General features: G+C 64.8%; 15 protein-coding genes. 7 read left to right on the top strand and 8 right to left on the bottom strand.

What is annotated here, in order from left to right; translation table 11 throughout:
- Positions 1-116: 116 nt before the first annotated feature.
- Positions 117-983 (top strand): phosphatidate cytidylyltransferase, encoded by an 867-nt coding sequence (locus ACIBW7_RS14310; protein WP_387290040.1) that lies wholly within the window; start codon positions 117-119, stop codon positions 981-983.
- Here ACIBW7_RS14310 and ACIBW7_RS14305 read toward each other — a convergent pair.
- Positions 980-1,318, bottom strand: coding sequence for a lipopolysaccharide assembly LapA domain-containing protein (locus ACIBW7_RS14305; RefSeq protein WP_397046683.1), 339 nt, complete (start codon positions 1,316-1,318; stop codon positions 980-982). The two genes, ACIBW7_RS14310 and ACIBW7_RS14305, sit on opposite strands and share 4 nt — an antisense overlap.
- A 180-nt stretch (positions 1,319-1,498) precedes the next feature.
- Here ACIBW7_RS14305 and rlmN point away from each other — a divergent pair, with 180 nt between their 5' ends.
- Complete coding sequence (rlmN, locus tag ACIBW7_RS14300; RefSeq protein ID WP_357468738.1) at positions 1,499-2,608, top strand: 23S rRNA (adenine(2503)-C(2))-methyltransferase RlmN; 1,110 nt, start codon at positions 1,499-1,501, stop codon at positions 2,606-2,608.
- Positions 2,609-2,695: 87 nt separating this feature from the next.
- On the opposite strand, the gene ACIBW7_RS14295 is transcribed toward rlmN, so the two are convergent.
- From ACIBW7_RS14295 to ACIBW7_RS14285, 3 genes are all read right to left on the bottom strand, one after another.
- Complete coding sequence (locus tag ACIBW7_RS14295) at positions 2,696-3,952, bottom strand: type II toxin-antitoxin system HipA family toxin (protein WP_397046682.1); 1,257 nt, start codon at positions 3,950-3,952, stop codon at positions 2,696-2,698.
- Entirely contained in the window at positions 3,949-4,254 is a 306-nt protein-coding gene (locus ACIBW7_RS14290; RefSeq protein WP_397046681.1) for a helix-turn-helix domain-containing protein, read from the bottom strand. Before ACIBW7_RS14290 ends, ACIBW7_RS14295 begins: the two co-directional genes overlap by 4 nt.
- A gap of 393 nt (positions 4,255-4,647) precedes the next feature.
- Complete coding sequence (locus ACIBW7_RS14285) at positions 4,648-4,959, bottom strand: hypothetical protein (protein WP_397046680.1); 312 nt, start codon at positions 4,957-4,959, stop codon at positions 4,648-4,650.
- 133 nt (positions 4,960-5,092) lie between these two features.
- On the opposite strand from ACIBW7_RS14285, the gene ACIBW7_RS14280 reads away from it, so the two are divergent.
- The 3 genes from ACIBW7_RS14280 (at position 5,093) to ACIBW7_RS14270 (ending at position 8,316) form a co-directional block, all read left to right on the top strand.
- A complete protein-coding gene (locus ACIBW7_RS14280; RefSeq protein WP_397046679.1) occupies positions 5,093-5,509 on the top strand; it encodes a CBS domain-containing protein in 417 nt (138 codons plus the stop codon).
- 120 nt (positions 5,510-5,629) lie between these two features.
- A complete protein-coding gene (locus ACIBW7_RS14275; protein ID WP_397046678.1) occupies positions 5,630-6,196 on the top strand; it encodes a hemerythrin domain-containing protein in 567 nt (188 codons plus the stop codon).
- A gap of 5 nt (positions 6,197-6,201) precedes the next feature.
- Complete coding sequence (locus tag ACIBW7_RS14270; RefSeq protein ID WP_397046677.1) at positions 6,202-8,316, top strand: catalase; 2,115 nt, start codon at positions 6,202-6,204, stop codon at positions 8,314-8,316.
- Positions 8,317-8,326: 10 nt separating this feature from the next.
- Here ACIBW7_RS14270 and ACIBW7_RS14265 read toward each other — a convergent pair whose 3' ends face one another.
- On the bottom strand, positions 8,327-9,280 hold the full coding sequence (locus ACIBW7_RS14265) for a TIGR03557 family F420-dependent LLM class oxidoreductase (RefSeq protein ID WP_397046676.1): 954 nt from the start codon (positions 9,278-9,280) through the stop codon (positions 8,327-8,329).
- A gap of 89 nt (positions 9,281-9,369) precedes the next feature.
- Positions 9,370-9,570 (bottom strand): hypothetical protein, encoded by a 201-nt coding sequence (locus tag ACIBW7_RS14260; RefSeq protein ID WP_397046675.1) that lies wholly within the window; start codon positions 9,568-9,570, stop codon positions 9,370-9,372.
- 206 nt (positions 9,571-9,776) lie between these two features.
- Between ACIBW7_RS14260 and ACIBW7_RS14255 the strand changes: the two genes are divergently transcribed.
- Positions 9,777-10,034: a cold shock domain-containing protein gene (locus tag ACIBW7_RS14255; protein WP_397046674.1), complete on the top strand. Its 258-nt coding sequence runs from the start codon at positions 9,777-9,779 to the stop codon at positions 10,032-10,034.
- Positions 10,035-10,067: 33 nt separating this feature from the next.
- Here the strand turns inward: ACIBW7_RS14255 and ACIBW7_RS14250 are convergent, their stop codons facing one another.
- Positions 10,068-11,096 carry an alpha/beta hydrolase gene (locus tag ACIBW7_RS14250; RefSeq protein WP_397046673.1) on the bottom strand — a complete coding sequence of 343 codons (1,029 nt, stop codon included), beginning with the start codon at positions 11,094-11,096 and terminating at the stop codon, positions 10,068-10,070.
- Between the two features lie 121 nt (positions 11,097-11,217).
- On the opposite strand from ACIBW7_RS14250, the gene ACIBW7_RS14245 reads away from it, so the two are divergent.
- Positions 11,218-12,258 (top strand): hypothetical protein, encoded by a 1,041-nt coding sequence (locus ACIBW7_RS14245; protein WP_397046672.1) that lies wholly within the window; start codon positions 11,218-11,220, stop codon positions 12,256-12,258.
- Here ACIBW7_RS14245 and ACIBW7_RS14240 read toward each other — a convergent pair.
- A complete protein-coding gene (locus ACIBW7_RS14240) occupies positions 12,255-13,046 on the bottom strand; it encodes an SAM-dependent methyltransferase (RefSeq protein WP_397046671.1) in 792 nt (263 codons plus the stop codon). The genes ACIBW7_RS14245 and ACIBW7_RS14240 overlap by 4 nt on opposite strands.
- Between the last annotated feature and the right edge of the window lie 179 nt (positions 13,047-13,225).

Genomic DNA, 13,225 nt, shown 5'->3' with positions numbered 1-13,225 from the left:
CTGATGGACCTGCGACTCCAGGACCTGCGACCGATGGGCCTTCGACCTGGGGACCGGCGACGCCCGGACCCGAAAACGACGGTTCCGTGACCCCCGAATATTCGGCCGCCGCGCCCGTGAATCCCGCAGCCCAGCAACAGAACTCGGACGAACCCGCCGCTCCCGCCTCGCGCGCCGGCCGCAACCTGCCCGCCGCCCTGGCCGTCGGCTTCGGCCTCGGGCTCTCACTCATCGCGATCCTGCTGTTCGTGCCGAAGGTTTTCATCGGCGTTGCGGCCGCCGGAGTCGGCGTCGCCACCTGGGAGGTCGCCAAGCGGCTGCGGGAGGCGGATGTCCTGGTCCCGCGGATCCCGCTCATCGTCGGCGGTCAGGCGGTGTTCTGGCTCGGCTGGCCGTGGGGCGCCAGCGGCGTGGCGGGCGCTTTCGCCGCGACCACGCTGATCTGCATGGTGTGGCGCCTTTTCGACCACGGTCTGCAGACCGCGCCGCGAAACTTCTTGCGCGACACCGCGATCACGATCTTCACCCTGGCCTGGATCCCGCTGCTCGCCTCGTTCGCGACGCTGCTGCTGCTCGAGCCCGACGGCAATCTGCGGGTGCTGACCTTCATGATCCTGGTGGTCTGCTCCGATGTCGGCGGTTACGTCGCGGGTGTGCTGTTCGGGCGGCATCCGATGGTGCCCGCGATCAGCCCGAAGAAGTCCTGGGAGGGCTTCTGCGGTTCGCTGGTGTTCAGCGTGATCGGCGGTCTGCTTACGGTGACCCTGCTGCTGGAAGCCAATTCGATGATCGGCGTGGTGCTCGGCGTCGGCCTGGTCCTGGTTGCGACGGTCGGCGATCTCATCGAATCCCAGGTCAAGCGGGAATTGGGCATCAAGGATATGGGCACCCTGCTGCCCGGCCACGGCGGCATCATGGATCGCCTCGATTCGATGCTGCCCTCGGCCTTCGTTTCCTGGCTGGTGCTCAGCAGCTTGATCTAGCGCTTCGCAGCGTGGCGGAGCTGAATGATCCGAACCCCGCCGACCAGCGCCATCACCAGCGCACCGGCGATCACCGACAGCAGCACCATGATGCCGACCGGCATGGAGAAGCTCCAGAAGAACAGATCCACCCGCTGCTGTTCGAGATTCTGCAGGATGAAGATCAGCAGCACGATCCCGATCAGCGTCGCGGCGACCAGGGCGACCCAGGTGTCGCCGGTCCGGGACTTCATCACCGACTTGCGGCCGGTCGGCTCCACCGTCTCACGGTCGGTCGACGCGGGTGCGGCATCTTCGGTGCGCTCCGGCTCGGACGACTCGGCGTGACTGGTCATACTTCGATCATCGTCGATCGCTATCGTCGGCGCACGTTTTTCCGTCCGGTGACCGGCATGTCGTGATGTCGAGACAGGGCTGCTGACCGGTCCGGTCGAACGTGACGTTCGTCGCGTCGGGCGTCGTGATGGTCACCTTCGGTCCGGGCCGCATACGCGAGATGGGACACTGGAGAGACTATGACCGTCTCGCTGCCCCTCGTCTTCGATGCTCCGCGCCGTGGCATGCCGCCGCGGCACCTCGCCGACCTCGATGCCGATGGGCGCAAGGCCGCGGTCGAGGAGCTCGGTCTGCCGAAGTTCCGTGCCGATCAGATCGCGCGTCAGTACTACGGCCGTCTGCAGGCCGATCCGGAGCTGATGACCGATCTGCCCGCCACCGTGCGGGAAAAGGTCGGCGCGGCGCTGTTTCCGCCGCTGATGTCGGTGGTCAAGCATGTCGCGTGCGATGGCGGCGAGACGCGAAAGACCCTGTGGCGTGCGGGCGATGGCACCTTGCTGGAGAGCGTGTTGATGCGCTATCCCGACCGCGCCACCCTCTGCATTTCCAGCCAGGCCGGCTGCGGTATGGCGTGCCCGTTCTGTGCCACCGGTCAGGGCGGCCTCAACCGCAATCTGTCCACCGCCGAAATCGTCGACCAGGTCCGTGCCGCGGCCGCCGCGATGCGTGATGGCGAGGTCTCGGGCGGTCCGGGCCGCCTGTCCAATATCGTCTTCATGGGCATGGGCGAGCCGCTGGCCAATTACAAGCGAGTGGTCGCCGCGGTTCGTCGCATCACCTCACCCGCGCCCGACGGCTTCGGCATCTCTCAGCGCAACGTGGTCGTTTCCACCGTCGGCTTGGCTCCGGCCATTCGCAAACTCGCCGACGAGGATCTCTCGGTGACCCTCGCGGTGTCGCTGCACACCCCCGATGACGAACTGCGCGACACCCTGGTGCCGGTGAACAACCGGTGGCCGGTCGCCGAGGTCCTCGATGCCGCCCGCTACTACGCCGATAAGAGCGGTCGCCGGGTGTCCATCGAATATGCGCTGATCCGCGATATCAACGACCAGCCGTGGCGCGCGGATATGCTCGGCGCGAAACTGCACAAGGCCCTGGGCTCCCGCGTGCACGTGAACGTCATCCCGCTGAACCCGACGCCGGGCAGCAAGTGGGATGCCAGCCCGAAACCTGTTGAGCAGGAATTCGTTCGGCGCGTCAACGCGCAGGGCGTTCCGTGCACCGTGCGCGATACCCGGGGCCAGGAAATCGCCGCGGCCTGCGGACAGTTGGCCGCAGAGGGCTAGGCTGTTCCGCTTTGCGAAGCCACCGCGTCGGCCTTCGGCGACAGACTGCCGGAAGACCGTATCCTATTGGGGCGCAGAGCAATACGGTCATGTCGAGGATTGTCTGAGCTCTTTGCGTCGTTCCGTTATGAGGGCTGCCAGGCGGTGCGTGGTCTTGTCGTCGAAGCCGATTTCCGCGACCCGGTTGGTCCACGATTCCGATGCGTCGACGATCCGCGCCAGGCTGCGGTTGATAGCTCGTGTCGTGACGCCGAGGCGGGTGGCTGCTGCTGCCCACCAGCGGTGGGCGAGCTTTGTGTCGCGTCCGTACAGCGAAATGGCCATGGGGTCGCGCCAGCTCAGGTACGGCTGGGTGCACAGCAGGTCGTAGGCGGGGGTGACTTCCCAGATGCCGTCGGGGTTCTGCCGGATCGACAGATTCTTGCCATGCAGGTCGCCGTTGCCGATGAGGTAGCTGAATGCGGCGATTTCGAGCATCTGCAACGTGGCCAGGGGATATGAACCGTGGCCTGTGACCACTGCGTCGGCAAGGGCTTTGATGGCTTCCTGCAACGTGATTCGGTACTTGGCGGCCGGGTACCGCCCCAGGACCTGGCAGGCATCCTCCTGAGCGAGGCGGCGAGTTTCGCCGTGCTCGATGACGCGATCGAACCGGTCGATGAACAGTGCTGTGCGGCCGTTTTCGTCGGTGGCGAGCTGGTGGTCGGGAACTCGGATACCACACGCGTCGGCCATGTCGAGAAAGAAATTCTCGTTCTCGACCATGCACGGGTACTCGGGCGGGTTGAGTTTGAGAATGGCCGGTCCTCGTGTGGTGGAGACCGGAGCCGAAATCATTTGTGCGGAGACCTTGATCTGGACTCCGGGCAGCGCGGTGCGGTCGAGTTCGCCTGCGTCGGCGGAAGTCGCGCGGGTGAACAGTGTCGCGAAATCCGTGTTCGTGGTGTCGGTCTGGTCGAACAGGGGTGCTGGGTCGGCGGGGACCGTTCCTGCGGGCAGCACCTGGACGTCGCCGATGGTGTCGGCGCCGACGGCCAGCAGAATGCTGAAGTGGTCGTCCTCGCTGGTCCGTGCGGCGGTCGTGATCGCAGTCAGGCGCAGGCCTTCGGGCAGCAGGCCCGCGAAGAAGGCCGGGACCGAGCCTCCGGTCGCTCGGTAGGTCCCTGTCCACTTCGGCAAGGTCGACGCGACCGGTGGTGTCGTCGGATCGGCGGAATAGGGCTCGGCATAGGTGAACACGACGTCGTCGCGTTCGCGGCGTAATTGTCCGGCGAGTCGCCCGGCCTTGTAGACATCGGCACTGTCGATGGCGCGAAGGTCGGCAAGGTCGGTTGGTGTGGTCACTGGCGGTTGGTTTCCGCGGCGCGTAGTTCGGCGGTGCTGCCGGACCGGGTTCTGGCATCCGCGTGCGGCATGGTTACGAGTGTCAACCCGAGAGCGTCCAGGATGCGCAAGGTGATCGCGAGGGTCGGTGATGTTTGCCCGGCCTCCAGGGTGCGCACCGATGACACGCCGACATCGGCAAGATCCGATAGATCCATTTGGGTCAGCCCAAGGCTGCGCCGCCGCTCCGCGATGAAGGCTCCGAAGGAGGTGAGCGGACCCATCTCGACCCGAGATCGCCGACGAGGTTTCGGCCGTGTCACCCGAACTCCTATCGTTGCTATCGAAGTGCTAGTCGTGCACGCCCTGGTGAATCGCTCAGCTCGCCCTTGAATGGAGAAGATTAACGGTGCGATAGCAATGATAGCCTATGGAATTCGTGAAAGCTGCGACGTAGTCCCGCTAATCGTTGCGTTCGCAGCGCTACTGCAGTACACCTACACCTCGACGTCGTCGGCGACCTGCACCACCCGCATTACCGGCGCGATCTGTCCGCCGCGCACGTCGCCGGGCACGCCTTTGCCGTCCCAGCGCTCGAACGCCTGCGGCAGTGCCGCACACGTCGGCGTCTAGCTGCAGGCGGTCGGCTATATCGGCCGCGGTCTGGCGGTGCGCGGCGGACGAGTCGATCGCGTCGCGGAAGCCGCCGGTGCGGGTCAGTGGCCGCCCGGCTCGAGGAGTTCGCGGCCTTCGTCGGCTTTGACGCGGCGGTGTTCGGCGAGGATGAGTCCGCCGCCGCAGATCAGGCACACAGCGGTGGCGATGCCGGCCACGACGGCCCAGCCCGCGAATCCGTAGCCTGCGGCGGTGAGCGTCAGGGCGGCGCCGGCCACACCGAGCAGCACCAGGATGACGCCGGGCCAGTTGTGGGTGTCGGCGATCATTTCGCCCGCGTGATTTCTGGTGTTGCGTGCGCGGTCCGGGAAGTCGGAGCGCAGCCGATCGGATGCGTCGGGTCCAGGAAACATGGCGTCCTCTCCGTTCGGATGGATCGTCTCGTTCGAGCGGATACCCGGCATGTTCCGGATCAATCAGGGTGTATCGGCGATCGCGGCGGGTACCGCGAACCCGAATCTGCTTGCGACGAACAGGAGGACGACCATGGCAACCGCGCGTGAACTCATGACCGAAGGCGTGCAGTGCGTGCGATCCAGCGATTCGGTGGTCGAGGCCGCCAAGCTGATGAAACAGCTGAGCGTGGGCGCGCTGCCGATATGTGGTGAGGACAATCGGTTGAAGGGCATACTGACCGACCGCGACATCGTTGTGAAGGTGCTTGCGGAGAACAAGGACCCGATCGGCGTCAAGGCGGGGGAACTGGCCGAGGGCACACCGATCACGGTGCAGGCGAGCACCGATGCCGATGAGGTGCTCAATGTGATGGCGGTGCATCAGATCCGCCGGGTTCCGGTGCTCGACGGTGACCAGTTGGTGGGCATTGTGGCGCAGGCCGATGTGGCTGTCGCGCTCGGCAATGCCGATACCGGCGGCGTGGTGGAGGCGGTGTCGACGGACTGACCGCGACCTGCGAACCGTCTCGTCCGCGCTGCCCTGAGTGCAGGTGTGAGTGTGCCGCTTGCGGGTATGCGCGGACGAGAGGAGCCGCGGTGGCTCCGTCCCCGATCGAGGAGGTACGCAATGGCCACCGGTCAGAAGGAAGACGTCGTCACGCTCTTGCTGGCGCAACACGAACTGATCAAGGGGCTGATCGAAAAAGTACAGCTTGCGCAGGGTGCGGCCAAGCGCGAGCCGTTCGAGGAGTTGGTCCGCGCGCTGGCCGTGCACGAGAGCGCCGAAGAGGAAGTGGTGCATCCGGCATCACGGCGCGCATCTGTGCCCGCCGGCGTCGTGGACGACAGGCTGCACGAAGAAGAACAGGCCAAACGCGTGCTGGCCGAGCTCTACGACATGGGTGTGCAGCACGAGGATTTCGATACCAAATTCCGCAGTTTCGCCGAATCGGTGATCGAACACGCCGATTTGGAGGAGAAGGAGGAATTCGACCAGCTGCGCCAAGCGATTTCCGCCGGCGAGAGCGCGGTGCTCGCCGATGTCGTGCGGGTCGCCGAGGCCGTCGCCCCGACCCGCCCGCATCCGCAGGCAGGTGAGTCGGCGCTGGTGAATATCGTTGCCGGACCGCCACTTGCGCTCTTCGACCGGATTCGCGACGCGGTGCGCGATTGGCGCCGTAAGACCGAGGGGTGAGCGGCGTGGCCGACGCAACCAATAGGAACGGCGCATCGAATGAGAAGCAGCGCCAGCTGGATCGATATCGGGTGGATCGCGAACAGGGGAAGCTGACCACACAGCAGGGTGTACGGGTGGACAGCACCGACGACGCCCTGAAGGTGGGGGAGCGCGGACCGACGCTGCTCGCGGATTTCCATGCCAGGGAGAAGATCACCCACTTCGATCACGAGCGGATTCCGGAGCGAGTGGTCCATGCCAGAGGTGCGGGCGCCTACGGACACTTCCGGCCCTACGACGGCTGGCTCGGCGACTTCACCGCCGCCCGCTTCCTCATCGATTCGAGCGTGGAAACGCCGGTATTCGTGCGGTTTTCGACCGTCGCCGGTTCGCGCGGATCCGCGGATACCGTGCGTGATGTCCGCGGCTTCGCGACGAAGTTCTATACCGCCCAGGGCAATTATGATCTGGTCGGCAATAACTTCCCGGTGTTCTTCATCCAGGACGGAATCAAATTCCCGGACTTCGTGCACGCGGTGAAACCCGAGCCGCACAATGAGATTCCGCAGGCCGCCTCCGCACACGACACGCTCTGGGACTTTGTGGGGCAGCAGCCGGAGACACTGCACGCGATCATGTGGCTGATGTCGGACCGGGCACTGCCGCGTAGCTATCGCATGATGCAGGGCTTCGGCGTACACACCTTCCGACTCGTCAACAGCGAGGGCCGAGGCACTTTCGTGAAGTTCCACTGGACACCGAAACTCGGTGTGCACTCGCTGCTGTGGGACGAATGTCAGCAGATCGCCGGGCGTGATCCCGACTTCAACCGGCGCGATCTGTGGGACTGCATCGCGGCGGGCCAGTATCCGGAGTGGGAACTCGGCGTGCAGCTGGTCTCGGACGAAAGCGAATTCGGCTTCGACTTCGACCTGCTCGATCCGACGAAAATCATTCCGGAAGAGCAGGTTCCGGTGCAGCCGGTCGGTCGCATGGTGCTGGACCGCAATCCGGACAACTTCTTCGCCGAGACCGAGCAGGTGGCCTTCCACACCGCCAATCTGGTGCCCGGTATCGATTTCAGCGATGATCCGCTGCTGCAGTTGCGCAACTTCTCCTACCTGGATACTCAGCTGATCCGTTTGGGCGGGCCGAATTTTGCCCAGCTGCCGATCAACCGGCCGGTCGCCGACGTGCGCAATCACCAGCAGGACGGCTACGGGCAGCACGCCATTCCGCGAGGTGAGGCCGCGTATACGAAGAACACCATCGGTGGCGGTTGTCCGGCATTGGCGGATACCGAGATGTTCCAGCACTACGCCGAGCCACTATCCGGTTCTGCTATTCGAGAGCGCGTCAGCAGTTTTCGGGAGTACTACCGGCAGCCGCGGATGTTCTGGCGCAGTATGTCGCCGCCGGAGGCCGACCACATCGTCGCCGCCTTCGCCTTCGAGCTGGGCAAGGTGGAGCGGCCGATCATCCGGACCAGGGTGCTCGAACATTTGGTGCGGATCGAGCCCGAACTGGCCGAGCGGGTCGCGAGTGAACTGGGAATGCCGGTGCCGCAACCGGACTCGGGTGACCGTGCGGCGGTGGTATCTCCCGCGCTGTCGCAACTGAATACGGTCACCGACACCATCGCGCCCCGGAAGATCGCGATCCTGGCCGCCGATGGTGTGGACACACTCGGTGTGCGCCGCATCAAATCGTGGTTGGCAGACCGTGGTGCTGTTCCCGAAGTGCTTGCGCCGCATGCCGGTACGTTGGGCGGCGACGGCAGTGACGGCGAAACCCTCGCGGTGGACCGGTCGCTGGCCACCGTCGCCTCGGTTCTCTACGATGCGGTGCTGGTCGCGGGTGGCGCGCAGTCCACCGACACCCTGGTAGGCAATGGCGCGGCCGTGCACTTCGTCCTGGAGGCGTTCAAACACGCCAAACCGATCGGCGGCTTCGGCGACGGTGTCACGCTACTGCAGGTCGCCGGTATAACATCCGGTACCGATCACGACGCGCAAACAGGTGTCTTCACCACGACCGCCGGCGGCGCGGGCGTGGCCGAGGAGTTCATCGAGACGTTCGCGAATGCGCTTGCCCAGCATCGGGTCTGGCGCCGGTCGACCGTCGCGGTACCCGCCTAGTCCTCCCAGTTCAGCTCAGGGCGGGCTGGATTTCCTTCTCCCACGCGGTGAAGAAGCCTTCCAGATCGGGCCCGATCTGCTGGACGTATAGTTCGTCGATACCGGCATCGAGATACTGCCGAAGTTGGCGGACATGACGTTCCGGATCGGGCCCGATGGCGAAGTGGTCACGGGTGGATTCGCGATCGATCAGGCTCATCGCGTCCTCGAAATCGCGTGGCCGCGGCAGGGTTTGGGAAAGTTGGCCGGGCAGCAGCTCATTGGCCCAGAGGCGATGTGCGGCATCCAGACCCGACTCCTCGTCGCGGGACCAGCTGACCTTGGCACCCGCCTGTACCGGTTTCGCGCCGCCGCCCGTGGTTCGGAAGGTGTCGACCGCATCGGCATCGGGCAGTACGGTGCAGAAACCGTCGCCGATGCGCGCTGCCAATTGCGTTGCCTGCGGGCCGAATCCGGAAATGTAGATCGGTACCGGAGCATCGGGCAGTGTGTAGATTCTGGCGTCCTGCACGGTGTAGTACTCGCCGCGGTGGTTGACATTGCCGCCGCGGTGCAGCCGCCGAATCAGCTGGACCGCTTCCTCCAGCATTTCGAGCCGGACCGCGGGCGACGGCCACGGATCGCCGAGAATGTGCTCGTTGAGTGCCTCACCGCTGCCGACGCCGAGTATGAAATCGCCGTCGAGTTGGACGGCGGCGGTCGCCGCGGCCTGCGCGATGATCAGCGGGTGGATCCGGACGGTAGGGCAGGTGACCGCCGTGGTGATCGGCAGATCGGTGGCCTCCGAGAGCGCCCCGATGGTGCCCCAGACGAAGGGGCTCTGGCCCTCGGCGTCATTCCACGGATGGAAGTGGTCGGAGATCCACAGCCGCTCGAACCCGGCCTGTTCGGCGCGTTTGGCCTGCTCGACGAGTTCCTTCGGCCCGAACTGTTCGCTGGCTAAGAAATATCCGAAGTTGACCATGTCGGGCGCTTACCCAGGTTCGCGCGTGATATTCGACGCGTGCGAACGGGCCCCGGATCAACATGACCGGGGCCCGTTCGACAGGTGAGCTAGCTGCCGCTGTGGCTGTGCTGGCCACCCTTCTGCTTGGCCGCTGTCGGCTGCGCCTGTGCGCCCTTACGACCTGCCTCGTGCGGGTCGGCCGCATTGCGCTGGCCGAAGCTGCCGGTACTGGCCTTGCCGCCCTTGCTGGCCTGCTCCTGGGTGTCCTTGCGATTGCCGAACTGTCCGGGGTTCTTCGGATCTGCCATGACGGCACTCCTTCTCGGTAGTTGGAACTATCTGCGGCCCCGGTTCGGACCACATTTGCGATCTACCCGGGATCCGGTCGGTTAATCGAGTGGATGTCGCCCGGTGGTCCGGCTGTTTTGCGGCCTGAAAAATGGTGTTTACCAGTGGTATTCACGGGTAAGCCGACAGCGGGGATATGGCCGGATCCGACATCGCGGAGGCTACGATGAGCAGCGCTATCGATCCGACTTCGGTATGGCTGACCGGCACGGTGGCCTGGTTCGACGAACAGCGGGGGTTCGGCTTCATCGATCCCGACGGTGTCCGGCAGTGGCCGGTGTTCGTCGAATACAGCCGTATCGATGTGCCGGGCTATCGCGCACTGGCGGAAGGCCAGCCGGTGCGTTACCTGTGCGATCCTGAGGCGCGCGGCCGCGCGGCCGCGGCGGTGCGCCCTTACCCTGCGCAGATCGGTCCGCTGTGATCACGGAAACCGAACTGCCGCAAGCAGATCGAGCTATCCGACGACCGACTTCATCCAGTCGATGACGGCGGCATGATATTGCGCGGTATTCCGTGCGAGATTCACCGAATGTCCGCTGCCGGGCAGCACGAAGGTGCGCAACCGCGCGGCCGGATTGAAGAACGCGGCCTCCGCGGCCTGCAGGGCCGCGCTGTCGGCGCAGATCGAATAGGCGGGTCCGCACGACAACCGGTCCAAACTGCCATTGACCACCATGACCGGGGCGGTGATCAAGCTGGACATCCCGGGCAGGGTAGAGGTGAGGCCGTCGGGATATTCGGTGAGCGAGAAGGTTTCCTTCGTCGCCTCATCGAGCGCGACCACCTGCGGATCAAAATTATCCGGCCCGAAGAAATCACTGGCCCGGGTGCCCGGCCGGGTCACGAGATAGCCCGAATCGTATCCGCGGCTGGCGAATACGGGATCCTGTACCGCCTGGTAGTAGGTGCCGATCACACCGAGGACGTCCGGCACGCTCAGGGTGTGCGAATATCCGGTGAGCAGCACGCCGTCGACATCGTGGTAAGTGGTGGCCTCCATGACGGAGGTGCCGGAGCTCAGCGAATGACCGCCGGTGACGACCTTGCCGAACGGCTGTGCGCCCGCGAGTCCGTGGCGCAGGGCCTGCACGATGTTGTGCAGGGCTTCTGCGGTGGCGGACGCGGTCAGTGACATGCTCGGCGGACGGGTGCTCGCGCCGTTGCCGAGTCGATCGGCCACCAGCGTCGCGTAACCCGCATCGTTCATCGCACGCCGGAAGTTGTAAGTCTCTGGGGCGTAAGGAAAGTCCCAGTAGGTGTGGTTGTAATTGGACCCCGCCATCAACACCATGACAGTGTCGGTCGGCTGGTCCGGCAGGCACAGGGTCGCGCCCAACGTCCCCTGCGGTACCGGAAAAGAGATCTCCTGACAACGGTCGGGCGAGGCGGCCGGATCAGCACTGGCCCCGCCCGGTACCACACCGAGCATTGTCGCCGCCGCGGTAGCGGCCACCAGCATTCGGGCGTAGAGCTTCTTCGTCACCGCGTTCCCTCCGAATGGGAAATGTCGTGCGCCGCGCCATCTTCTGGCGAATCACCATACCGCACACGAAGATCCGTAGCTACGGGGTTGCGTGACGAAGATGCGATCTACGATGCAGGGCATGGGTTCGCGTGGTGTGCATTTCGTCGGCAGCTTTCCGGGTACGAGTACGGACGACGCGATGCGCGCGATGCTCGATGCCGCGGGACCGCGCCTGCGCACGCTTCCGACGGGGGAAACGCGTCGCTACGAGTTCTACATCCAGCCGATCATCGAGGATCTGGTGGCGCAGGGCGCATTGGAAGTGAAGAAGTCGGGTACTTGGCGGTCGAGTCGGGAGCGGACTATCCATCGCGTTCCGAGCGGTCGCGAGCTGACGGGCGACATGATGGAACTCGGCTATCTCGCCGAGGCCCAGGAGGCGTTGCCGATATTCCGGGATTTGCGCACGGCGCGCGAGCTGCCCGAACTCACTCTCCAGATCGGGATGCCGACCGATTTCACTCTGGCCTTTATCGCCATGGGCATTCCAGGTGTCCGGGCGCACCGCAAGGCATTCCGTGACGCGACCGTGCGCGATATCGCGGCCATCCACGAACTGGTCGGTACCGAGGACGTGGTCGTGCAATTGGAGGCGACCGCGGAAATGGTGCTAATGGCGAAGGCACAGCCACTGCACCGACGGTTGGAGGCGGCATTGCGCCTCGGCGAGGGGGTTGCGGCGCTGGCCGAATCCGCGCCTGCGGGAACCAGATTCGGCGTACATCTGTGCGTCGGAAGCATGCACAACAAGTCCCGGGCCAGCATGCGTGATCTGCGACCGTTCGTGGAACTGGCCAATTCCGTTGTCCGGCAGTGGCCGTCGGATCGCCCGCTGACCTATGTGCACGGTCCGCTTGCGGCCGGAGATATCCCGCCGTCGGCAGATCCTGCCTTCTACGCGCCCCTCGCGGACCTGTCACTCGGCGAGGGCACCAATTTCTACGCGGGATTCGTCCACGACACTCCCACGGTGCCAGAGCAGGTCGAGACCTTACGGTTGATCGAGAACGCACTGAATAGACCGGTGGACGGCGTCGCGAGTGCATGTGGACTCGGTCGCCGTCCGCGTCCGATAGCCGACGCGCTCGCGGCACGCGCAGATACGATCGCCGCGAGCTAGGGCTTGCGACCGACTCCGCCCAACAGCACCAACTTGGTGCGCGGCAGGTCGTCGTCGAGCCAATCCTGTACCGGCACCAGACCGGGTTCGACCACCTCGAAGCCGTCCAGGTAGGCGGCCACCATATCCGGGGTCCGGAATTGGACCTGCGCCGAGCTGCCGTCGGTATCGCCGGTCGACTGCGCGACGAACTCCGCGTACGTGTCGACCGATCCGTGAGTGAAGGCCAGGATGCTTCCCGGCGCCATCACATCGCGCAGTCGCGTGATGATCTCGGCGGGGTGTTCGTCGTCCATCACGAAGTGCAGCACGCCGACGATCAGAATCGCTACCGGCTGGTCGAAGTCGATCTGTCCTTCGCTCCGCGCCTTCTCGATGATCTCGTCCGTATGGCGAATATCACCGAGTATCGATGTGACACCGGCCGTGCCGGACAGCAGCGCGTTGGTGTGCACGTACACGACCGGGTCGTAGTCGACCATCACGACGCGTGCCGAGGGGTCCACCTTCTGCGCTATCTCGTGCACGTTGGGCGAGATGGGGATTCCGGCCCCGATATCGATGAACTGCCGAATCCCCTTCTGGGCCGCCTCTTCCACGGCGTTGAGGAGGAATTTACGACTGAACCAGGCCGTCGTCTTGGTGTCCGGCGCGACCGCGAGCATTCGCTCGGCGACCCGCTGGTCCACCTCGTAGTTGTCTTTACCGCCGAGTAGGTAGTTGTATACCCGAGCAGAGTTCGGCTTGGATGGATCGACGCGTACCGGCGCCCGATCGGCCTCAGCCACCGCACCTCCCTGGATATCCTCGGCACATCGTATCAACGTCTGGTCGTTTGTCCGCATGGATCGGGCTGCGATGCTCGATTGCGGTGAATCCTTTATGCGGGTTTACACCTCTCATACTTGTGTCGGCAACACGGTCGGCACGAGATCGGGAGGTTTGTCGTGATCATAACCGCGATTGT

This window comes from Nocardia sp. NPDC049526 (assembly GCF_044465765.1).
Classification (GTDB): Bacteria; Actinomycetota; Actinomycetes; order Mycobacteriales; family Mycobacteriaceae; genus Nocardia.
The sequence above is the reverse complement of the archived record's forward strand: the minus strand, read 5'-3'. Positions and strand labels throughout refer to the sequence as shown.

Coding starts and splice junctions, on each gene's coding strand:
- ACIBW7_RS14305 (WP_397046683.1), bottom strand. CDS start 1,318: ATGACCAGTCACGCCGAGTCGTCCGAGCCGGAGCGCACCGAAGATGCC.
- rlmN (WP_357468738.1), top strand. CDS start 1,499: ATGACCGTCTCGCTGCCCCTCGTCTTCGATGCTCCGCGCCGTGGCATG.
- ACIBW7_RS14285 (WP_397046680.1), bottom strand. CDS start 4,959: ATGTTTCCTGGACCCGACGCATCCGATCGGCTGCGCTCCGACTTCCCG.
- ACIBW7_RS14280 (WP_397046679.1), top strand. CDS start 5,093: ATGGCAACCGCGCGTGAACTCATGACCGAAGGCGTGCAGTGCGTGCGA.
- ACIBW7_RS14275 (WP_397046678.1), top strand. CDS start 5,630: ATGGCCACCGGTCAGAAGGAAGACGTCGTCACGCTCTTGCTGGCGCAA.
- ACIBW7_RS14265 (WP_397046676.1), bottom strand. CDS start 9,280: ATGGTCAACTTCGGATATTTCTTAGCCAGCGAACAGTTCGGGCCGAAG.
- ACIBW7_RS14260 (WP_397046675.1), bottom strand. CDS start 9,570: ATGGCAGATCCGAAGAACCCCGGACAGTTCGGCAATCGCAAGGACACC.
- ACIBW7_RS14255 (WP_397046674.1), top strand. CDS start 9,777: ATGAGCAGCGCTATCGATCCGACTTCGGTATGGCTGACCGGCACGGTG.
- ACIBW7_RS14245 (WP_397046672.1), top strand. CDS start 11,218: ATGGGTTCGCGTGGTGTGCATTTCGTCGGCAGCTTTCCGGGTACGAGT.